The 22,325-nt window shown below is 52.0% G+C and carries 16 protein-coding genes; 4 read left to right on the top strand and 12 right to left on the bottom strand.

Annotated elements, in window-relative coordinates; translation table 11 throughout:
* The first annotated feature begins 90 nt into the window (after positions 1-90).
* Both LDN12_RS13790 and LDN12_RS13785 read left to right on the top strand, forming a co-directional pair.
* Positions 91-1,821: a tetratricopeptide repeat protein gene (locus LDN12_RS13790; protein ID WP_223923236.1), complete on the top strand. Its 1,731-nt coding sequence runs from the start codon at positions 91-93 to the stop codon at positions 1,819-1,821.
* 1 nt (position 1,822) lies between these two features.
* Positions 1,823-3,589, top strand: a complete 1,767-nt coding sequence (locus LDN12_RS13785; RefSeq protein ID WP_223923235.1) for a hypothetical protein — start codon at positions 1,823-1,825, stop codon at positions 3,587-3,589.
* A 128-nt stretch (positions 3,590-3,717) separates the two neighbouring features.
* Here the strand turns inward: LDN12_RS13785 and LDN12_RS13780 are convergent, their stop codons facing one another.
* Positions 3,718-5,220 carry a glycosyltransferase family 39 protein gene (locus LDN12_RS13780; protein WP_223923234.1) on the bottom strand — a complete coding sequence of 501 codons (1,503 nt, stop codon included), beginning with the start codon at positions 5,218-5,220 and terminating at the stop codon, positions 3,718-3,720.
* A 116-nt stretch (positions 5,221-5,336) separates the two neighbouring features.
* Between LDN12_RS13780 and LDN12_RS13775 the strand changes: the two genes are divergently transcribed.
* Both LDN12_RS13775 and LDN12_RS13770 read left to right on the top strand, forming a co-directional pair.
* Positions 5,337-7,139, top strand: coding sequence for a tetratricopeptide repeat protein (locus tag LDN12_RS13775; RefSeq protein WP_223923233.1), 1,803 nt, complete (start codon positions 5,337-5,339; stop codon positions 7,137-7,139).
* A 259-nt stretch (positions 7,140-7,398) separates the two neighbouring features.
* On the top strand, positions 7,399-7,680 hold the full coding sequence (locus LDN12_RS13770; RefSeq protein WP_223923232.1) for a hypothetical protein: 282 nt from the start codon (positions 7,399-7,401) through the stop codon (positions 7,678-7,680).
* Between the two features lie 100 nt (positions 7,681-7,780).
* Here LDN12_RS13770 and LDN12_RS13765 read toward each other — a convergent pair whose 3' ends face one another.
* The 11 genes from LDN12_RS13765 to LDN12_RS13715 form a co-directional block, all read right to left on the bottom strand.
* Positions 7,781-10,213, bottom strand: a complete 2,433-nt coding sequence (locus tag LDN12_RS13765) for a YfhO family protein (RefSeq protein WP_223923231.1) — start codon at positions 10,211-10,213, stop codon at positions 7,781-7,783.
* A 94-nt stretch (positions 10,214-10,307) separates the two neighbouring features.
* Positions 10,308-11,381: a WG repeat-containing protein gene (locus LDN12_RS13760; protein ID WP_223923230.1), complete on the bottom strand. Its 1,074-nt coding sequence runs from the start codon at positions 11,379-11,381 to the stop codon at positions 10,308-10,310.
* The gene (locus tag LDN12_RS13755; RefSeq protein ID WP_223924071.1) at positions 11,378-12,739 is read right to left on the bottom strand and encodes a cytochrome c biogenesis protein ResB; all 1,362 of its coding nucleotides are present in this window, start codon (positions 12,737-12,739) and stop codon (positions 11,378-11,380) included. The genes LDN12_RS13760 and LDN12_RS13755 overlap by 4 nt, the downstream gene beginning before the upstream one ends.
* Positions 12,740-12,756: 17 nt before the next feature.
* On the bottom strand, positions 12,757-13,593 hold the full coding sequence (gene ccsA / locus LDN12_RS13750) for a cytochrome c biogenesis protein CcsA (RefSeq protein WP_223923229.1): 837 nt from the start codon (positions 13,591-13,593) through the stop codon (positions 12,757-12,759).
* An 81-nt stretch (positions 13,594-13,674) separates the two neighbouring features.
* A complete protein-coding gene (locus LDN12_RS13745) occupies positions 13,675-14,835 on the bottom strand; it encodes a hypothetical protein (protein WP_223923228.1) in 1,161 nt (386 codons plus the stop codon).
* Between the two features lie 341 nt (positions 14,836-15,176).
* Complete coding sequence (locus LDN12_RS13740) at positions 15,177-17,072, bottom strand: tetratricopeptide repeat protein (RefSeq protein WP_223923227.1); 1,896 nt, start codon at positions 17,070-17,072, stop codon at positions 15,177-15,179.
* Positions 17,069-18,325: a hypothetical protein gene (locus LDN12_RS13735; protein ID WP_223923226.1), complete on the bottom strand. Its 1,257-nt coding sequence runs from the start codon at positions 18,323-18,325 to the stop codon at positions 17,069-17,071. Before LDN12_RS13735 ends, LDN12_RS13740 begins: the two co-directional genes overlap by 4 nt.
* A complete protein-coding gene (locus tag LDN12_RS13730; RefSeq protein WP_223923225.1) occupies positions 18,322-19,659 on the bottom strand; it encodes a DUF2318 domain-containing protein in 1,338 nt (445 codons plus the stop codon). Before LDN12_RS13730 ends, LDN12_RS13735 begins: the two co-directional genes overlap by 4 nt.
* Complete coding sequence (locus tag LDN12_RS13725; protein WP_223923224.1) at positions 19,659-20,339, bottom strand: ABC transporter ATP-binding protein; 681 nt, start codon at positions 20,337-20,339, stop codon at positions 19,659-19,661. The genes LDN12_RS13730 and LDN12_RS13725 overlap by 1 nt, the downstream gene beginning before the upstream one ends.
* Before the next feature lie 24 nt (positions 20,340-20,363).
* Entirely contained in the window at positions 20,364-21,524 is a 1,161-nt protein-coding gene (locus LDN12_RS13720; RefSeq protein ID WP_223923223.1) for an ABC transporter permease, read from the bottom strand.
* Between the two features lie 65 nt (positions 21,525-21,589).
* Positions 21,590-22,168: an FKBP-type peptidyl-prolyl cis-trans isomerase gene (locus tag LDN12_RS13715; RefSeq protein ID WP_223923222.1), complete on the bottom strand. Its 579-nt coding sequence runs from the start codon at positions 22,166-22,168 to the stop codon at positions 21,590-21,592.
* Between the last annotated feature and the right edge of the window lie 157 nt (positions 22,169-22,325).

Below are 22,325 nucleotides of genomic sequence, written 5' to 3'. Positions count from 1 at the left end.
AACAACTATTGGTGAATGTTGATCGGTTGGCGGGACGGAGTTAAAACCGTCTCGTGCGTATTCGAATACGGGACCAAAAACAAGGGCATCATGAATCGGTCGATCCGAACAAAAGCAAGCTTTTGTTTCTTCCTCAGCGTGCTGACGATAACCGTCTACTGGGGAGTGCTCCGCAATGGCTTTTTGAACTACGACGACTTTCAGTACGTTACCAACAACAGGCATGTAACCTCCGGCATTTCCATGGAGAATGTTGTCTGGGCCTTCACGTCGGGCTATGCCGCCAACTGGCATCCCATCACCTGGCTTTCCCATATGCTGGATGTCGAGCTGTTTGGCATGGACCCTCGTGGGCACCACCTCGTCAACCTCCTCTTTCATAGCGCCAACACGTGCCTGCTTTTCCTTATTCTCACCAGAATCACGGGAACAGTCTGGCGAAGCCTGCTCGTAGCGACGCTCTTTGCCGTTCACCCACTACACGTGGAATCGGTTGCCTGGATTGCGGAACGAAAGGACGTCCTTTCGACGTTCTTCGGAATGCTGGCGATCATAGCGTACTCCTGGTATGTACGAAAACGCACTGCGTGGCCGTACCTGGTGCTGTGCGGATGTTTCCTGCTGTCCTTGATGAGTAAGCCGATGATGGTTACCCTGCCGTTTGTCATGCTTCTCCTGGATTACTGGCCGTTACAACGTTTTGGAACCCGTGATGCCGACATACCGGTTGAACAGCGCCAAGCAGGCAAAAAGCTGCCGTTTTCCCGTTTGATCATCGAAAAGCTCCCCCTGTTCATTTTTGCGGTGCTCTCCTGTTACATCACCATCTCTGTGCAAAAGGTTGAGGCGATGCACACCCTGCAAGTGACACCCCTGTCATTTCGCATCGGCAATGCCCTCGTTGCATACCTGAGTTACCTGGGTAAAACGGTCTGGCCGCACGACCTGGCTGTCCTTTACCCCCTCCCCAAGACCATTCCGTTGCTCGAAAGTTCGGGCGCCGGCCTGCTACTGCTGTTGATTTCATATGCCGTATATGCGTTGTCACATAAACGCGCCTATCTTCTCGTCGGCTGGCTGTGGTTTCTCGGCACACTCGTGCCGGTTATCGGCATAGTACAGGTGGGTCTGCAATCCATGGCGGATCGCTACACCTATTTCCCCTCGATCGGGATATATATCATGTCCGTATGGGGAATCTCGGAGTTGGCAATACGGTGGCCATCCTGGAGGGTTCCGCTTGCCGTGGCGGCGGGGGGAATCATTGTCATGTATAGCTTTATAACCTGGAGATACGAGCAATCCTGGGTGGACAGCACAGCACTGTTCAGCCATGCAATCGATGTGACTGCCGACAATTATTATGCCCATTATATGCTTGGTAATGCCCTCTATGAAGAAAACCGGTTTGAGGACGCTCTTGACCAATTTGCCATAGTGCGGCAGTTGGAACCGCGGTTTGCCGATGCCTATACCAATATGGGGATAATTTATGCGAAGATGGGACAGCCGACCGAGGCCATAAAATATTTTACAACGGCACTCTCATTGAAACCGGAATCGAAGGATGTCCACTACAACATTGCGGTCGCCCTTCAAGCTCAAGGAAAAGCTGAAGAGGCCATAGCCCATTACAACGAGGTCCTGCGCCTTGACCCGGAAAATGTCGGTGCCCATTATAATCTGGGCATTGTTCTTATGGGACTTGAAAGATGGGATGAGGCAATAAGCCATTTTGCCGAGGCGGTACGATTGAAGCCCGGATTTGAGGACGCACGCCGGGGTCTGCAGTGGTGCATTCAAAAGAAGGCGGGCACATAGCATGGCTGATGCGAGAAAACGGCTTATTCTCAGCCTGGGACTCATTACCGTACTGATACTTCTGGTATACGGCACGACCCTTCGTCATGACTTTGTCTGGGACGATAACGATATTATCGTCAATAATCCCCTGCTGAATACACTCGGCAACATACCCCGATTTTTCCTCACGGAAGACAAGGTTGTTACCGCAACCGGCTATTACCGACCCTTGACGTATGTCTCCTTTGCCCTGGACCGGGCCCTGTGGGGATTGAATCCGCTTGGGTTCAAAATTACCAACCTGGTTCTCCAGATTCTGGTGGCAATGCTCTTCTACGCAGTAACATTGGCGTTGTTCAAAAAGGAACGACTTGCCTTGGTTGCCGCCGTGCTCTTCGCCGTACACCCGCTTGCCGGGGAAACCGTAAACTTTCTTGCAGGCGGGCGGAATACCCTTCTTGCCGCCTGCTTTACCTTGCTGTCGCTGCTTATGTACATAAAAGGAAAAACTGTACCGGCAGTCATTTGTTTCACCCTGGCAATTTTTTCGAAGGAGTTCGCCCTGCTCTTGCCAATGGTTTTCCTCCTGTACGATTATCGATTACAACGGGAAAAAATTCGTTTTGCCTCCTTCATACCCTACATGATTCCGGTTGTTGGTTATCTGACTCTTCGGTCATTTGCCGTCCAAAAGGCCAACTTTCTCGACAAAATTCACCTTTCCGGTCAGTTGTGGTTATCTCCGTATCTCGCAGTTCGATACTTGCTCAACATGATATTCCCTTTCCGGCTCAAGGTCATGTATGACGAAAGTACTACTATTTATGTATGTATAGCCTGCCTGATCGTGGTAATTGTTCTACTGTGTGCTATTTTTCTCCGTAAGAAGTATGATACGTATAATGTATTCATATTCTCGGACTACTGGTTTCTCCTTTTCCTGCTGCCCGTCATCAACATAATACCGATTCCCGCAAACTCCCTGATAGCCGACCGGTATGCCTATTTTTCGTTGATGGGGTTTTCGCTGGCCCTGGCTGCACTCATTTGCAAAGCCAATACGCGGGTCATGGTCATTGCCGTTGTGCTCGTATGTTCTGCATATTCGCTTGCCGATTACCGGCAAAACCGTATATGGAAGAATGACGCAACGTTTTTCGCCCAAATGGCAAAAGATGCTCCAGAAATGTTCATCGGTTACCGTAATCTTGCCCTTTATTATTACGACAAGGGCGACATTACAAACACTGAGCATTTTCTCGGAATAGCCTGTTCCAAGCCGGACATACCTCCCTCTTATCTGGTCGGCGCCGCCACCATCTTCATGGAGTCGAACAAGGCTGACAAAGCCAGTGCCCTCCTGCTCAAATCCCTGGAGCAGGACCCTGCCAACCCGGAAACGTATCTGCTTTTAAAAATGATTTACGAACGGGAGGGGAATAAAGCCTTGGCCGACTCATACCTTGCCAAGGCCCGGAAAGCTATTCCCCATCTTGAGATAGAGTTGGGTAGAATGGCCGAGGACTTTTGCCACGAAGGGGAAAGGTTTATAGCGGAACGCAAGTACGCCCATGCGGCGAATATTTTGCGGCGGGCGCTGCTGGTGAAGCCTGACTTTGTTCCGGCAATCGTTGCCTTGGGGCGCGTAAAATACGAGCAGGGAGACTTCTTGAACGCAACAAAATACCTTGAAAGGGCCATAACCCTTGATCCTGCGAATGCCTCTGCCCAGCGCAGTCTCTCGTTGTTACGCCAAAAACAGGGAGAGACGAAGGGGACGCCGTAAGAATCGACGCATCCCAAGGTGAGACCCCCAGGGGAAAACGGAAGAATACGTGCAGCGCGTTTTGGCGTCGATAGCATTCCAACAAGGGTTCTTATGAATCTTGCGGGTCGAAACCGGGGAGAACCTACTCACTCTTTGCCACGAAAACGGTATAAGGTTACGGAACCGAAACTGGCATCCTTGACATACATTGTGTTGATAATATTCACTACTTCGCTTTTCCCCGGGAAGTTTCCGCATTCCTGGTCGTATGACAGGTAGTGCGGCGGATTCGCGGCGAGTTTTGCGAGCATTGTCGTGACGGCGCGCTGAGGGTCCCGCATAAAGACGGTCGAGATACTCATGGCAAAAGGCAACGGCGCACGGGTTCCCGAGAGAAAATACAACTCCGGGTTGAAGCCAAACTGGTAAAAAACTTCACCCTTCTTAGTGTGACTACGTAGATATTCTGCCATTTTTTCTGATTGGATGAATGTTGACCCATATTTGTAGTCCGACAGTTCATGGGGGGTCATAACGAAATAGAGAGGGTAAGCCATCTTGCCACACCAGACGAAGACCACGGCGAGTACCCCATAGGCAGCAAGCCTCAACGGATATTCCACCTGCTTGAGTCTTGCCAGGCCGATGCCGGTCATAATGGCCAGAAAGGGCATGAGAACGACGAAATAATGAGGAAAATGCTTTCCCGGCAGCAAGACGGCAAGCCAGGCGGCAGGGAGCAGGAGGGCACCTAATAGCAGGCCGCGACTTTGTCGGCGCAACAAGAAGAAAAGCGCCGCCGGCATGGCCACAATACTTCCCAGGACCAGCTCCGGAGCGAGCCTGTCCAATACCAGACCAAGCGGGGGGCCGGAAAAATCATTTTTTGAAACATACCGATAGGGCACGGTAAAATTGTAATGGAGAAAATCAGCCAGTATGCCTTGGTAGGCCATCCAGGCAACCGCGAACCCGCTCACGGCAATAACCCCCGTGGCATACCATGCCAGTGAACGGAGCTGACGGCTCAACCTCCTTTCCGGTACGGCATAAAAGGAAAAGAGCGCCAGCAACAGGGCGAACGGAACTGCGACCTGTTTGATGAACAGGGCACTGCCGATGCATACGCCTGAGAGGAAAAGCCCGAGCCGTCCGGGAGGGGTTTCACCCGAGTGGAACCAGACTGCCGCGAGAAGTGGCGGAATAAGGAAAACCTCCAGATTGGTGCTTCCACCGAGCATCAGGGGACTCGCCGAAAGCATGGCCAAGCAGAATGCCCCCCATAAGCCGGCTGTTATACCGGCCATTCTTCGGGCAACAAAGTATACCCCTATGATACTTATCATGGAAATGATCAGAGAATACAGTCTGACACCAACAGCGGTCGGGCCGAAGAGAGCAATCCCGGCCGCGTACAGATAAAAACCGCCGGGGGGTTTCATCTCGGGCAGGTCACGGTATGGCAAGGAACCGCGAAGTATTTCCTGCCCCATGTAGGCATACCAGCCTTCATCGCAATCAAACGGCTCGGCCAGGAATCTGAGGCGCACGATAAGCGAAAGAGCGACAATCATCATCAGGAGCAGAATCACCCATAAAGTTCTCTTGGTATTTGACGTGGGGAGAATGGCTCCCGGGGATTGTTTCAAGGGTGTGCTCCTGAGTGGCGGGCTGTGGTGGCAGCCTTTCGAAATCATTAATCTGATTGTTGTTACCTGTCAATATTCCGACGACGTATCACACAAACATTCGCTATGGAAATGCTATGATAGACATACAAAAATCTCTCTTATACCGCTACCTTTTTATAACGATCATTCTCCTGCTCGTATATGGGAACACTCTCAATCATGAATTTGTATGGGATGATAACGATTTAATCGTTTATAACCCTCTTCTGGAGAAGCTAAGCAACATTCCTCAGTTCTTCTTTCTCGAAGACAAGTTTGAAACACCCACGGGCTATTATCGCCCCATGACGTATGTTTCATTTTCCTTGGACCGGGCGGTGTGGGGTGTAAATCCCGTCGGCTTTAACATCACCAATCTCTTTCTCCATATTCTGGTTGCCATAACCTTCTACCGGGTCGTCGTCGCACTCTTCAACAGAGAAAACCTTGGATTTGTAGCGGCACTGGTGTTCTCATTACATCCTCTTGCCGTTGAAACGGTAAATTTTCACGCCGGCGGCAGAAACACCCTTCTTTCCGCCTGTTTTTCGCTGTTGTCACTACTCTTCTATATAAAGAAAAAACATATCCCCGCTGCCGCATGCTTCACTCTTGCACTTTTTTCAAAAGAATTTGCCTTGTTGATGCCGGTAATATTCATATTGTACGATTATCGCATCCGGTTGGAAAAGCCAAAACTTCGCATTTACAAACTATACCTGATCCCGCTCATCTGTTATCTGGCCCTCCGGTCGCTTGCCGTCTCGAAAGCGAATTTTCTTGCAACAATACATTTTTCCGAACGGTTGTTGCTGGCGCCATTATTCGTGATTCGCTATCTCGTCAACATGGTAGTGCCTTTCCAGCTTAAAGTCTATTACTCGGGACAGGTGAATTTCTACATTGCAATCCTGTGCTTGATAGGAGTGATCCTGCTGATAAGCATGCTTTATGTTGTCAGGAAAAATTCCGAACTCTTTATAGCCATCTGCTGGTTTCTTTTATTTTTACTTCCGGTTATGAATGTAATCCCGTTACCTTCTTCGGCCTTAATGGCCGACCGCTATGCCTATTTTGCCTTAATGGGTTTTGCTCTTGCTGTGGCGAGCTTCCTGTGCAAATGGAAACTTCGGGTTATGGTGAGCAGTACCGTTTTACTTTGTACGCTCTATTCCGTAATGGACATCAAACAAAACAACATCTGGAAAAATGATTTTACCCTATTTACCCAAATGACAAAAGATGCCCCAGAGACGTACTTTGGCTATGGGGCTCTCGGCCTCTATTATTATGACAAGGGCGATCTGAAAAACGCTGAACGCTATTTAACCATTTCCTGCTCTAAACCCGATTTTCCAATCTCTCACATGTTTTTTGTCGCAACCGTCTTCTGCGAAGCCAACAGATTCGATAAGGCTGAGCCACTGCTACTCAAATCGGTTGAATCGCGGCCATCGTATATAGAGCCATATGCGATTCTGGAAATGATCTATACAAAACGGGGAGATTTGATGCGGGCCAAAATCTGGCATGACAAAGCCGTTGCGAATATACCTGATGAGGAAAAAACTCGAATTCAATTGGCTGGTTCACTTTGCCGCTCCGGGGAGCAATTCATTAACAACCGGAATTATATACGGGCGGGAAATAGCCTGTGGCGCTCTCTACTGGTTAAACCGGACTTTGTGCCGGCGATGGTCGCCATGGGGCGCCTGGACTACGAACGGGGCGATTATGTGAACGCGGCGGGATACCTAGTAAAGGCGATTACCCTTGAGCCGTCAAACGCCTCCGCACATTATAATCTTTCATTGGTATATCGAAAACAGGGTGAAACAACGAAAGCACAGGATGAAATGAATAAATTCAACGAGGCCGAAACCCTCCAAAAACCATAGTGAGACACCTCTGCGTATAAACGGTATCTGCCATAACAAGGCCTGCCCAACAGCTAACTAAAGGTTTAAACAATGCTACCCCAGTGATTGCCGCCGATTTTTTAAAAAAGCCTTGATAGAAAACCGGCACCGCGATTATACTTGATTCTAGCGATATGGTTCCCGTGTTGCCTGCTTTCCGGATGGGAAGTAGTCAGAAGAGGTCAAACCGCTTCCGGGTTGATCTTTTGTTGCCTCATCATTATTGGGAATAGATACCATGGCAAGAATGTTCTTCCTACTCGTATTGTTCTTCGTTATTGCTGTGCCCTGCTTTGCCGGACAAGGGACTATCCGGGAGACAGACTCGCAGATCATTATCGAGTACTGGGGTGGAGAAGATGACGCAAAAACCGCCGAGGCTCGCAGAGCAGAACTGAAAATGCAGGCACTGGAGGAAAAAAGAAATGAGGAGGAACGAAAAAAACAAGAGGAAGCAAGAATAAAACATGAACAACAGATGGAACTTGCTGAGCGCAGGGCAAAAGCACGAGGTTACTAGAAACGATGTGGTGATTATTGCTTACTGCGGTCATCGCTGCGGACATCACTCCCGCGCTCTTATCAAAATTGGCGCCTAACCCACTCAAACAATCAAAGCCCTATGCGGCCTTATCTGTTCGTCGCCTGCGCAACCCCACCCCACAAGCAATAAGAAATACTGCCACCCCACACATGGTCATGGCCACCCCGATCACATATGACTTGGGTAAATAACGAAAGGAAACCGTATGTTGGCCCGCAGGGACCAAAACGGCCCTGTAGGCGTAATTCGCGCGGTACAATTTTACCTCGTTGCCATCTACCCGCGCATGCCAGTCCGGGGTATACAGGTCGCTCATGACGAGGATGCCGGGCCTGTCGCTGCTGACCGTAAGATCGACTTCATCGGTGGTATTCCTTGCCTGTTTTACGGAATATTTGGCCGGAGCCCCCGGCACGGCCACGAGCCGGGCTTGCGGAGGCTCATCGAGAAAAACCTTCCCCCGGAAATCTATTTTTTGGGTAAGCATTTTATCCAGCATGGCCGTGCGGTCAGAGACTACCTCGCTGTCATAGACCATGAATACTCTCGGCAGGACATGTAGGTTTTCGTAAATGGCGAAGTATCTATTCTCAAAAAGCAGCTTGAATTTATCCGGGGGGAGGTCACGCGGAGAAATGACGTACTTGACATTGAGAAAATTGACCAGGGGCCAGCTTGGGTCCCACTGCTGCCTGGAATCTATCTGTTCTCCGAAGCTCCGGCCACCCTGGGCAAGGTACAGGTCCGAAAAACTTTGATAGACCGGTGCATCGTAACCCGCCACGTCGGCAATCCCATAGGCGGCGCCATAGTTAGGGTAAAAATAACCATCCGTTGTCAAAATCCGGTAAGGCTCCCTATCCCACTTTTTTAACAATTCAACGGCGGGGGCAGCCGGCAGGATATCGGCTTCTTTAACCACGGGGTTGTAGTCCCAACCAAGCGCACATAACTCGAATGCTGTCAGAGCAATCAAAGCACCGGGAAAAAGACGGGAAACTCTCACGAAATGCTGGCTGAAGAGATATCCAAGGCTCAGGGCGACTGCAATGGCGAGAGGGAGGTACGTCCTCCATTGCCGAAATGCGAAAACAGAGTCGAGAATTTTTTGGCCAAAAGTCCCAGGAGGGATGTCGTTTGCCACCGAGACTTTCAAGGCAATGATCAAGATGAAAAACAATATTGTCGCAAAAGGGATGGCAAGGGGGGAGTAGGATTGTTTTTTTTCACCCTGCCCTGATCTCATACGGTTTAGGAGAATATCATACCCAAAACCGGCCATGACGGCGGCTAGAAAAACGAAGGGGAGCCTAAACCTCTTGCTGGGCGCCATTGAGAACACCGGTAGATGACTGATGGCCTCGAAACAGGGGAGGTGCCAGGCGACCCCTATGCAGAATATGGACAGAACGGTGATAATGAGTAACGGTAAACGTTTCGAATCGGTGAAGAGGGCTCCACCGGCCAGCGCCAGGGGTACCAGCCCGAAGTATACGGATTGCTCATTATAATTTTGGAAGTTCGTGAAGGGCCAGATGTAGCTATGATCGAGAGGATTCCCGAAGAAATTTGGGCAGATAAACGTGATGGCCGTTGTAAGGTTCGCCACCCATTCTGGCGAGTAAAAGAGATTCCCCGCCATGCCCCCGCCTCGTCCCCCCCGGGCAAAGGTCGAACTTTGTCGCATAAAATCGAGAAACGGCAGCAATTGAATCCCGCTAATGACTGCTCCGAGCATGACAGCCAGAAGGAAGGAACCAAGCAATCCACCTTTTATTTGCAGACTTGATTTTAGAAATACAACCCTTGCCAGAAAGTAGAGCGAAAATATCGCCAGGATCTGGAATGTTGTCTCCGGATGTCCGCCCAGTAAAGCCAATCCCATGCCTGCTCCGAGCATGGCGGTACGGAAGAGGCTTCTATGCAAGAGTATTTTTTCGCCCGCCCACATCAGAAAAGGAAGACAAACAAGGACGTTTGCCAGCGGAAAACCTACCCAAACGATCGTCGGCCCGGAAAATGCGAACGTTATGGCGGAAACCAGGGACCCTTTGTTGGAAATATTCAGCGCTCGGCAAAAAAGGAAGGTGAAAAACCCTGCAAAGAGCAAATTAAAAATGACCCGGATGGTTGCCACCTTCCCCGGCGAGAGGATGCGAAGCAACAGGTTGGGGGGATAGAACAGTGACGATTGGGCGTTTGCGACCAGAGGCTGTCCGGTAAAAATATATGGATTCCAGAGGGGGATATGTCCTTCAACCTGCAAAGTTTCCGCGGCAATTCTGTGCCAAACATAAAACTGTTCAATTTCGTCGCTTAACAGGGTGTTCTGTGGAGGAGGGGGCGGAGTATTGCCAATAAACAGAAAGGGATTACTATTGGGAAAATCTCCGGGGACAATTACCTTTCCCTGAAAGAAAACCGGCCAGAAGAGCACTGCTGTGGTCAGGCAGAGACAAAAAAAGGCTGCGGTCTTCTTTGACTTGACTAACAGGAACAGGGCGTCCACAAACTGATCACCTTCTTTGCAGTAGCTTCATTCACCTGCCCCCCTTGGTACCGACCAGTGCCACAAAGACCGTATCAAGGGGGGCTGTGTTCTTTCAGCGTCCAATGGTTGTATAATATGCAGTGTATTGGTCAATCGAACGTTGGTCCCAATCGTATTCCGGCTTGATCACCATCTTCCCTTTGGTGTCTATGTAGCCGCACTTTTCTCCAACTTTCACCGGTGCGAGGCCTTGGACGAAGATTGAACCTGCATCATATTTCGGCTCAATTACCATATTCCCTTGCTTGTCCATATAACCAACCTTCTTGTTCTCCATGATTGGCGCCAGCCCCTCGGTGAAGATCGTCGGTGAGTCAAACGTACGGTTCGTTACCTGGTTGCCCTTGGTGTCTATCAGCCACCACTTGTCGCCTTTTTTAACTGCCGCAATCCCTTCATTGAAGTTAGTCGCGTTTTCGTACTGAGCGGGGATGGCCATGGTTCCTTTTTTATCGACGAACCCTACTATGCCGTACTTTCCGTTTACTTTTACCCGGGCAAGCCCATCCTTAAAAGGCCCTGCCTCGTAAAATTGAGGCGCGATGATCATCTGCCCCGATTTATCGATATAGCCGTGCTGTTTACCCATCCTAACCGCAGCCATACCCTCGGAAAAAAAGGAGGCGTCGTAAAATCTGGGGGTTATGACGAAATTGCCATCAGGTCCGATATATCCTGCCTTGTATCCGTCCTTTTCGACCACAACCACCGAAGACAAACCTTCCGTAAAGGCTAACGTGAAGAGAAAGCGCGACTCGGTGAGCTGCTTACCGTTTCGGTCTATGTAGCTCCAGCGGTTGCCGTTCAGTACCGCTGCTTTTCCCTCCCTGAAAACGGAAGCCGCGTCGAAGTGGGGCGCAATGGCCATGTTCCCATTCTGGTCAACGTACCCGTCCTTGCCATTCTGGCGCACTGCTGCAAGACCTTCGGAGAACAATGAGGCGTGCTCGTACTGGATAGGAGTCACCAATGTTCCATTACGGTCGCAGTATCCATACTTACCTTGGCTTTTGACCAACAGGATATATTTATACTGTCCCTTTTTTTCAGCAACCTTCTTTTCCTGCCGCTGGCATGCGCTGCAAAGTGTCAGCACAACCAATACAAGGCCAAGTATGCGTTTCATGTTGTTTTACTCCTGCTCTCTTTGGTTAAATTATTGAATAAAGCCATAAACTCATCTTCTGCAAGGCTCTTATAAAACTCGGAACGGCCGGCAACATCAAGGAACTGCTCACCATCCTTCTCCCGCACGGCCCCTATGATCTCACGCCGGTAGAAAAGAAACCGCCAGACAATCGCCAACGAAGCAATGGCAAAACCGGTAAATATTACTGGGACCCCATGCTCCTTGAAGACCGAAAAGCTCACCCAGTAGGGCAGATCTTTCAGCACCAGTTGGTAGTCGGCAAAAGCCAAGGCGCCGTTTGGAGAAACAGTACCCTGTGTTATGATTCTACCTTGCCGCTCTACGTCAATTGTGAAAACCGGGTTTTTAAATTCCTGGGAGCGGGTTGCCGGAACACCATCCTTGAGAAAATAGTTGGGATAGAAATGGGCTCGAAACTGAAAACCGGCCAGTGAGAAGACATCTGTCTTCCCACCCATGACGTGAAGCTTCATGTATGCCCCGTCAATTTCCTTCCCCGACCGGTCCTTTACCACGAACAGGGGCGCCGGACCCACATTGGTGACAAGGAAACTCGAGCTGTCCACCTTGTACGGGCGGTTGACATCGGCTTCGTGTGTTTCTCCATGCCCATCGACGAGCCCCACCTTGAGTCCCGTCGGGGTCCCATTGGTCATCTGGGGAGCAATACTGGTAACCGTGAATGCAGCCTGGGGAGGCGTTCCGATTTTCGGCAGTTGCGGCGTCGGGACATAACTCAAAACATCACCTTGGAACGTCTCTCCCTGGGCAAGTTCGAGCACCCCGGCAAATTTGGTGTAGAGACTTGTCAGTCCCCCAAGCAGAACAAGAAAAAAACTGAGGTGAAAGAGTCCGAAAGCGATCGGGGACAAGCGGTTCTTTACCCCATAAAAGCCGTTCGCGTCACCTACAATGGTGTATTTGCGTGAACGAAGTCGGCTAATGACGGCCGCACCATCCTGCCCCGGTGACAGGCGGAACGATGCATGAAACGGGTATCCCGAGGCGTTTCCCGGATCAAATGCACGATTTTCCGGCAAGGCGATCCGTTTTTTGATGAGCGGCAATCGCTGCCACATGACCAATGCCAAGTTGATAAAAAAGAGAGACCACAGGGTCAGCATGAGCGGTGAGGTGTAGATCGCGGTCAGCCCGAGAAACTCGAATACCCCCACGACAATGGGGAGGTGAAGTTTCCACTGATTGTACAGTGCCGCAGACACCATGCTCTTCTGGGGAATCCAGAGACCTGCCAGGAACATTGCACCGAGCAGGCAGATGAGCAGCAGAGTGAAACGGAGGGACTTGAGGTACTTTATCACTTTGTCAATCATGTCGATAAAGTGATGTTTCAACGGACTTGAAATGTATGCAGGCTTGTGTCGATAACAAAGGTGACTCCAAAAAACGAGATAATGACCGTGCTCAAAGCGAGAATGGCAATCCAGGCAAACCGGGAATTCCGCCAGCCGAACGTGACCCGCAGGTGGATGGCAATCCCATAGACAATCCATGAGACGAGCGACCAGGTTTCCACCGGGTCCCAACTCCAGTAGCTTCCCCAGAGATCCTTGGCCCAGATGGCGCCGGCGCAGATCATGATGGTATCGGTGATAAAGCCGAAAACGACATAACGGAAGATAAGCTCATCCAATCGGTCAAGTGTAGGGAACCGTTCATAGGACGGATTAACCACTCCGCGCAGCTCACTCTTGTGCTTCAGCACGTAGAGAACGCCAGCGGCCATCGCCAGGGCATACCCTCCGAAGGCAAGCCACGCAAAGTAGACATGGATATAAAGCCAGTAATTTTTCAAACTTGCCGCCATGGGTGTCAGTACGGGGTTGCGCATGACCCCGAAACCCATCATGATAACGACCAAGGGAGCGGTAGCGGTAGCCAGGGCCTGTAGAGGCTTATTCCGCCAGCCCACAAAGAGTGTGCCGGCGATAATGAACCACCCGCCCATCATTGCACTTTCATAATCGCCGGACCAGGGGAGATGGCCCTGAGCAAGGTAACGGGCGCCAATTGCAATCGTGTGGGCAATAAATCCGACGGAGATGAGGGCTGTCACTTTCGACATGAAACGAGGGTTCTTGAAAACGAATGAATAGATGTACCCACCGCTCGCCAAGGAGTAAATAACCAGCGTCGTCCAGAAAAATAGAGTTTCCAAATTCGACATTAGAGTGTCCTGTTCTTTTCGTCATTGTTTCGGGAGCGCCGGCAACAAGGCTTCCCGGTTTAGCAGAATACCCACAGAATGTTATTGTTTCCCTGCTTGTTCAACCAGTTGTAAGGTTTTTCTACCGGCAGTCCTCACACGGCTGCCTTCCTCCGTGTCTTCCAGCCAGACACGCTGCGGCCGGATTATAAGCCTCAAGAGCCCGCCCAAAAGGACGAGGGCCGCCCCGAGCATCAACGTGCGACGATGCCTTCCGCGTGCCACGCGGATTTCCGACCACTGGGCAAGTCCCTCTAATGAGCCAAGGTACTCTCCCTGTGTTATCTTATTCTTACCCCAAAGCTCCAAGACGCCGTCAAATGCCTTTTTCCCAGATAATTTCGCCTCGACATGCACCGCCTTCTTTTCAGGGTTAAGCCAGGCGACACCCCGCACATTTTCGAACTTGTCGGTCTTGAGCGAACCATAGTAGCTGTATTCCCCCTTTTTTGCGGCGAGGGGTAATAATTTGACAAATGACTCGTAGGCGATGGAGGGCCCCTGTCTTAACACAAATAAAGCGTCGAAAACAAACCTGGTCATGTAGAAATCGAGGCCTTGGCTGCTGAAGGGCTTCCCGGGAGCTATGGTGCCTTTGGCCAACTCTTTACGATCTTTGGAGAGCAGGGCAATCTCCGTTGCTCCTTTAGGCCATTGGGCATTCGGCAGAATCTGCTTTCTGACCTGAAGCAGCGGTAATTCCGTCGTCCCAGCCCAAAAACCCGCTTCATATTGCCCGAGCAGGCCCGTGCTATCAAGCGGCATCGGCTCGCCAACCCCCAGGCGGCCCATAACGGAGTATTCATGCGTATAGTCATATGAGCCGGCCAGAAGCAAAAGCAGCAAGCCACCGTACAGCAATGTCGTCCCCAAAAAGCCAAGGTCCTTTTTTTCTCCGTAGTGGCCATCGGAATCGAAATGGTAGCCGGCATCCTTCAAATCAGTCTGCAACTGCGAGGATGATCGGCCCAGCTCTATAGTATTGCTTGGCGGACGGTATCCGGCGCCATAGCGGATATTACCCCTCAGCCTCAGCGCATACCGAACGAGTCGCGCCCCAATGCATAAGGCAAAAGCGATGTTGTTGGCCAGCAGCAGGTCCCCGGAGACGTGAAAATGCAATTTCAGGCCGAGTACGGTATAGGCAGGAACAATGAGAAAAACCAGTAAAAAGTACGGAGAGGTGAAAAACAGTCCAGCCACCACTGATAACCTAGTATTCTTTTGCATAGCGCCTGTCGGTCCCTCACATAGAGTATATTTAGTGGCACAGCCTGCCGCTGCCCGGACATACTTACCGTGACTTCCGGCAGTTCACATCCAATGACGAGAAGATGGCAACGCCACACCTAACAAAGTTTTAGCATGTTAGCATTTTTCTGCAGCTAAAGGCAACTGTTTCGCCAATTCCTGAATTGCACCGGGAGGGCGGATTGGGCGGGCCTGTGCAGATTTTATCAAGCTCTCCATGTCTTGGGCCATCCGGGTTAATTCAGATGTGGTTCGGACTCCTTAGACCCTTCGAGTCATTGACTTTTTTTGCTTCATTGTTTTTGAAGTGGTTGGCGCCTCGCGCCCTCAAGGCTAGTGGGCGTTTCCCCGTTGGCAGCCCCTTCAACCGCCTTCCCTTGCTGCCTGGAAACAGCGTCAAGTCCCTGGTAGAGTTTCATTTCAGCCCGTGCTTCAGAAGATTTCCCCATCAGATCATACGCCATGGACAAGTTATAGTGCGCCGAAGCGTTGCCCGGCTCCAGAGTAACCGCTTTACGAAAATATTCCACTGCCCCCGCCAGATTTCCCTTTTCGGCGGCGAGGCCTCCCATGTCGATCAACGCGGGAACGAAGCCTGGTTTCATCATCAATGCTTCCTTGAACTTTCTCTCCGCCTCCAGGAGCCTGCCTTCGGCCATCAGTTTCTCGCCTTCATGGCAAAGGGTTATGGCTCTATTACCCATCATTTGTTCGATCTGTGGAAACATTGCCGTAACTTTTGTGTAGTACTTTTGGGCCATGGCCTTATCGCCCTTGCTCTCGTAAATCCTGCTCGCCATTATGTAGGGTTGCGGATTGCCGGGTTCAAGGGTCATCAGCTTATCCAGCACCGACAACGCCTCATCCAACTTGTTGTTTTCCCAATAGACCGCAGACAGGTATTGGTATGCATCCCGGATTACAATCCCTTTTTTGGAACACGACTCTTTCAGATACTTTTCTGCATTGGCCAAATCCCCGTGTTCATAATAATACATACCGAGATTCGTGAAACCGATGCTTTTCCCCGGGGCATCTATCGTCATCTGTCTATACAGGGATGGCATATCTTTCCACAGGGCGTTCCGCTGAACGTCAATCGTGGCGAAAGCGATACAAAGTACTGCCGTGATGGGGAGCACCGCCTGCTTATTTGCCTGACAGATCGCATAGGCCAGTGCCAGGCTGAATCCCATTAACGAGAAATAGGCATACCTGTCTGCCATCAAGGCAGACCCAAGCGGCACAATGCCGATAACGGGGAGCAAAAAAAGGAAAAACCAGCCTGCCGAGAATACAATCTCGTTCTTTTTTCTGAAGACAAACACTCCGCCAACAATGGCGGACAAACCGGCTGCATACATCAGAAACGATGATGCCGTGATATCCGTGGGGACATCATACATAATTTTCAGATTGACCGGAAACACCATGTTTACAAAGTAACGCACCACAATCTTGGGGATTAACAGCAGGTTACCCGATAGTTGAATCGTTTTGAGCAAATTCCCCTGGGCGACGGCAAACGACCTCAGGGCCAGATAGCACAGGATCGACACAAGATAGGGCAGATAGGCTGACCAGCGTCTTTTTTCCGAACTGATGCCTCTGTCGTACAAGATGAAAATGATCGGTAAAAGAAGTGCGAACTCTTTTGAGAAAATTGCTGCCGTAAAACACACTATCGCCGCCAGATGCCTTTTTTTGATGTACAAAAGCAGCGACAGCAGCGCAAAAAAGGCGCTGAGGAGCGTGTTCCTTCCCCCCGCATGAAAGTTTACGGTCTCAACAGCCACCGGATGCAGCGCAAAGATCAGCGCGGCAATGAATGCCAAACGATCCCTTTTGAATAGTGTGCATACCACCGCATAAAAAAGAAGTACCGTGGCGATATGCAGAAAAATGTTTGTAATATTGAACCCAACGGGATTCAGGCCCCAGATGGACCGATCGAGCAAAAAAGAGATATACGTCATGGGCCGGTAATAACCGGTGAACCCATCGCCTGTTCTGTCTTCATAAAAGAAAAACTTTGGCAGGTTTCTGAAGTTTTCAAGAAGGGGGTTTTTTACGATTACGTCGAGGTCGTCCCACACGAAACGGTTTCCGAAGGTGCTGTGGTACACCGCAACGACAAGAACAGCGATAAACGCAACTCGTAGTATGTGGTTTCTTTGCTCGGCCGTCACGGAGCTTTATCCATTTTACTTCTCCCCGACTCGAGATAGTCAAGAGCTTCGTGGAATATGCCCCCATGCTTTCTTCTTCCCCCTTCCGCACGGGAGTTCGCCTGTAGAGCATCCTGGGCAAACGTGAAACGCATCTCGCGGCGAGGGGCGAAAACCCTTACGGGCAGCCAGATACAGCCTGATACAAGATAAAGGATGCTTGCCGTCCAAACCAACAGAACCCCATAGTCGCGAATGAAATCGGTTATCACCATCCGTCGGCAATCGGGGATTGCCAAACGATAGCCATCATGGACAAATTCCCCGCCAACCGGCGCGCTCCCCGCAAAAAGAACATCTTTCCCCTTCAGCAGTCTAAACAGAAAGGTCACGCGTCCCGTTATGAAGGGGTCGCTCCCATCTGGCGGTTGCGCCATGCTGAATTCCATCAGGTACGGAGAACCGGGGATTTTCACCCTGTCCTCTCTTCCCGGGGGGTAGATATTCAGAGTGCCTTGCGTCTCATAATTCTGTGCGTCAGGGGTTGAAAGGCGAATGACGGGGGCAAACCCCAGGTAACGGGGATACACAAAATAGCCGCGGTAGGTAGAGGGAGGGTAGAGCCCGAATACTTTTTTTGCATCCCCTGAATCCGATTGGGCTACTTCTATGGATAATACCCTGGCAAGAACCGAACCGGATGCGGTCCTCATGGTGATCCTCTCCACCAACCCGCCTCCTCCGGTTGCAGTGGGGATTGGCTGCCCCTCGATGACCGCCATCCTGTGCGAGGTCCGGGTGGTGAGGCTGACGAGGATGCCGGCAAAAATGCAAAAAGACGCGGCGAGAAAGAGTATTCGGGCGGGAAAGATGCTGAGCCCCCGCCATGCCACGAGCGCGTTATCCGACTGGCGGGCCGAGTATCCGGAGGCCTTCAGGCGGGCCTGTAATTCGCCGAAAGACGGTGACACACTCATCTCAACAGTTTCATCGAACAGCGTCGCCGGCACGTCCGTCGTTTCCACACGTAGCGCACGCCTTCTTTTAATATACCTCTTCGCTTCTGCCAGAATCCGGCAGGCGCTGTTCATCGGGATCAGGGCAAGGAGAACCGTGAGAACAACGCTCGATCTCGTGTATTCCATCAAAGCGATCAAGGCATCATCGGTACTAAAGGCAATCCCGATATAGGTCAGAAGGAAGATGCCGCACACCAGGGGAAGCAGTGCCTGTGACGACATTACCGCCCAGGCGATACTCAGCAGGCGTTTCACTTGCCTCCCTCCTTAACCCGTGCGGTTTCCTGGACAGTGCTGCTCCATTTATTGATAAGCGACATGCCGTCGATATGCACTCCGTCTTCCTTGAGCGTGAAATCAATGGGAACCGGGTTGCACCCGCCGGGTTTTCCGACGGTTTCCAGTGGGATCAGCGTCTTGCAATAGTAGCATATCACGGTTCCCTCGGCCTGCCCGTAGCCGTCCGGTTTGCAGATAGCGCATGCGTCCAGGTCCACCGTCAAACGTCCCGCGGGGGTTAACAGCACGAAGAATCGAGCTTCCTTTCCCCCTTTTTTGTAAAGGTACTTGTGCAGCTTGCCGTCCTCCAGGCTGATCTCCCCTTTTTTCGGGATAAAGATCTCCCCGGAAGCGTCTGCCGAGACGGGCACCGGTTTCGGGTCCCAGTATTCCACACTTGGGAAACTACTCCGGTAGGCTGCTGTTCCAAAGACAATCAAGGCGAGCACAGGAGGAATAAGCCGGTAGCGCCGCGCCATAATGGCGGCAGCAAGCTGTCTGCGCCGCTGGGCTCCTTGGCGAATATGGGCAACCGACGGCAGCAATTCGAAGCGGATGGCCAGGAGGACAAGGACCACCGGGGTGAACCAGATGATCAGCGCCCCCCATAAACCGACCTCCTTGCTGAACAGGAGGCCTATATACCCCCAAAGGTAGGTACGAATGAAGAGGTGGTCCGGGATCAGCATGGATTCGAAGAACTGGTGGACGAAGTCGTGTGAAAACTTCATCACTTTCATGCTCAAGGGAGAAAAGAGGTCAAGACGGATGACCGAAGAGGAACTGAAGAACAGGAGGGCCACTATTGCCGCCCAAAGCCCTGACCATGATACCGTGAAAGAAGCAGGCAGCAGCCGATCCAGCACCAGGGCGACGAAAACCAGGGCTCCGGCCGCCAGAACGACGAACAACACCGTCATGGCATTGCCGTTCGTTGCGAGGAAACTGCTGGCACATACCGCTCCCGACAACATACCGGTAATAACTGCCCCGGCGCCCGCGCAAAGCGGCGATTTGACAAACCGTGTTCCCGGCAAGAACGAAAGATCACGCACGTTATTGCTGTAGACGGCCGCAACGGCTACGCCCCAGAGAAGGAGAAAAACAGCCCCGACCGCGCCCTTGATTATTTCGAAAGAAAGTTCCCCGCTCAAGGAGCGGAAGAGGATAAAGGCCCCAGCCGTCCCGAGCACAAATCCGGCGATGCTCGCAGCCGCCAGGGTTGAGCGGCGTTGCGGAAATCCTCTCAGCAGGACCAGAACGATGCCGGCCCAGGAGAGCAGATGAGGAATAAGCTTTACAACAGCCATCAGGATCCCATCCGTTCTTCGCGTACCAAAACCCCGTCATCGAGGTAGATGGTCCGGTCTCCCCAGGTAGCCACTTCCTGGTTATGCGTTACCAGGATAACCGTGAATTTCTCTTCAGCCCGCAATTCCTTGAGGAGTTCCATCACCATCACCGTGCTCTGGTGGTCCAGGTTGCCGGTCGGCTCATCGCCCAAAAGGAGCTTTGGGCTGTTTATGATTGCACGGGCAATGCAGACCCGCTGCTGTTCCCCCCCCGAAAGCTCACCGGGCCGGTTATTCAGGCGATGTCCGAGCCCCACCCGCTCAAGGGCCGACATTGCTTCAGCCTCATCGGGAACGCTGTGGAAGTACTGGGCCAACATCACGTTCTCCACAGCCGTCAGGTAAGGGACCAAGTGATGCTGCTGAAAGATTATCCCGACAAACTCCCGCCGGAAACGGGCCAGGCCGTCCTCGCTGAGGAGCAGCATATCTTCCCCGCCAATCCGCAACGAACCTCCGCTGGGACGGTCAAGGCCTCCCACCAGGTTCAGCAGGGTACTCTTGCCGGAACCGGAATGCCCCATGACCGACAGCCACTCCCCCTCCGGCACCTGCAGGTCAAGCGGCTTCAGGGCACAGATATCGCCGTAACTGCGTGTCAGCCCAAGCGTTTCAATTATGCTAGCAGTTCCTTTCACCTTTCACCTTTCACCTTTCAGTGCCTATTCGCCCCTGAGGCTTCTCACCGGATCGAGTTTGAACAACGATATCATCGGCCCCAGGCTCCCCAGCAGGGCCAGGAAGAGGCTGACTCCAACGGAGATACCCAGAAACCAGGGGATGATCTCCGACGATGCGGCAAAGACCGTCTTTGTGATGAACTGGGCAATGACGCTTCCCAACAGATAACCCACTACACCGCCGAGTATCCCCAGCAGCGCCGCCTCGGCAGAAAAGATCAGCAGAACCTCCCAGCGGGTCCCCCCCATGGCCTTCATCAGTCCGATCTCCTTGCTTCTTTCCAGCACCGTGGTGCTCATGGTTCCGGTCACGCTGCTTCCGGCCGAAATCAATACGACCGTTGTCACCAGGACCATCAACAGCTTGACCTTGGCCAGCAGCCCCTCGCTGGTACGGGCGATCTGCCGGACCTCGGAGACCTTTGCGTCGGGCAGCAGCGGTTGCAACGCAGCTGCTTTCTTCTTGAGGCTATCCCCTTCGGCGGTGATCAGCAGTCGCACGACGCTGACCTTGCCGTCAAGACCCAACGCCCGCTGAAGTTCGGGTAATGCCAGAAAGAGAAGACCGTCCTCCTCGCCGCCGGTCGCAACGGTCCCGGAGATGCGGAGCCGCACGGGCTGTTCAGGCCCGCCAAGCTCCATCGTATCGCCAGTTTTCAGACCATAACGCGTTGCCAGGTCACTGCCCACCACCGCTTCGCCGGCTGTCGGCCAGGCTCCCCTGATCTGCCACCAGGGGAACAGGCGGCGAACCTCGGCGAAGTCCACCCCTTCCACCATGATGTCGCCCTTCCTGAAACGCAGGACGCCTTGCAGATGAAACGAGCGATCGGCTTTCAGACCACTTTTGTCCAAAGCCTCCTCGACCTTGTGCTGCTCCAGATAGACCGGCTCGCTGATCTCGCCGAAATTGAGCCCCCCGCTCCCCACGTTCATCTTGGCTGTTTCGGGGATAATGACCAGATTCGCGCCGTATTTCCGCACCTCCTCGGCCACCCGTTTCTTCATGGAGAACGACACGATGCCCAACGCCGTTGCAAGGCTTGAAGCCATGGCCAGAACAGCCAGGAGCAGCACCGTGCGCCCCCTTCGATGGGCAAGGGCGCGGATCACGAGATGTATCAACCAGAGACGTTTTTGCATGGTAATAGGCCGGGATCCGGTATTCAGACGTTTGAATTCAAAATTGTTCGATGCTCGGCAACCTCTTACTTCTTCACTCCGAGCAACTCGATTTCATAGATCACGATGGCGTTTTTGGGAACGAGATTCGGCACTCCCCTGCCAGCGAAAGCAAGCTCAGGCGGACATACCAGTTGTGCTTTTCCGCCGACCTTCATTTTTAACAGCCCTTCCTGCCAGCACCTGAAGACGTTATTCATTCTGTGCTTTTCCGGGGACTTGCGCTTGTACGAGCTGTTAAACTCCTTACCGTTCGTGAGCGTGGCGCGGTAGTTCACCGTGACGGTGCTGAGTATGCCCGGTGTCGCTCCGGTCCCTTCCTTGAGCGACTTGTACAGCAATCCGGAGCTGGTTTTAACCACTCCTTTTTCCGCCGCGGCCTTGTCATAATACTCTTTATTCACTTCCGCGATGGTTTTGGGAGCCTTCTTGGCCTTCACGGCCTTGTGGTCCTTTTTGGCGTCCATGGTCTTTTGACCTTCGCCAGCCCCAGTCGCCTCAGTTGCCTCGGACGCTTTCGTTTTTTCGGCAGTCGGGGCATCGGCGGCGAACGCCGCGGATGCAAGCAGGGTGATCAACGAGGTAACGATGAGTAGTCTGGACATGATTCTTTCCTCCTTCAGGGATAGATTGCTTTGTTTACCGCAAAGACACAAAAAAATTCATCTGTTGATGAAGTGAAAGACTCGACCGGTCGGGTGAAAGGCTTCGACAGGATGTCAGCCTGATTTTACTTTGCCTCCGCGCGCCTTTGTGATTCGG

Source organism: Geobacter sp. AOG2 (assembly GCF_019972295.1).
Taxonomy (GTDB): domain Bacteria; phylum Desulfobacterota; class Desulfuromonadia; order Geobacterales; family Pseudopelobacteraceae; genus Oryzomonas.
Note: the sequence above shows the minus strand (reverse complement) of the source record. Positions and strands in the feature narration are given on the sequence as shown.